Origin of the sequence: Haloferax sp. Atlit-12N, assembly GCF_003383095.1 — an archaeon.
Classification (GTDB): domain Archaea; phylum Halobacteriota; class Halobacteria; order Halobacteriales; family Haloferacaceae; genus Haloferax.
Window position 1 is genome coordinate 1 of the sequence record NZ_PSYW01000092.1, and the last position, 459, is coordinate 459.

General features: G+C 69.5%; 1 protein-coding gene. It reads right to left on the bottom strand.

Features of this window, described 5'->3' with window-relative positions:
- On the bottom strand, positions 1 to 459 hold a 459-nt coding region (locus C5B90_RS20160), incomplete at both ends, for an NYN domain-containing protein (protein WP_148708286.1).

A 459-nucleotide genomic window follows, 5' to 3' on the forward strand; every position in this document is an offset into this window, starting at 1 on the left:
GGCCGCGCTCGGACGCCCGCTCGCAACTCCGGACGGGGCGTGCGCCGACTGCAGCAGGAACGTCTCCTCCTCCTCCGCGAGGTCGACGAAGTCGTCGGCGGCCTCGATCAGCTCGTCGGCGGCCGAGTTGCCGAACCCCATCGCCTCCACGCGGACGCCCTCGTGGCGGAGGTGCGAGCAGAGCCGGGCGAAGTCGCCGTCGCCGGTGCAGAGGACGACCGTGTCGACGTGGCTCGCCAGCGAGACGGCGTCGAGGCTCATCCCGAGGTCCCAGTCGGCCTTCTTCGAGCCGTCGGCGAACGTCTTGATCTCCTTGATCTTCGTATCGAAGCCGATGTCGCGGAGCGCCTCGAAGAAGCTCTCCTCCTCGGGCGAGTCGGCGCGGATGACGTACGCGATGGCGCGCACGAGCGTCCGTTCCGCGACGGCCTCCTCGAGGAGGCCGGAGTAGTCGATGTT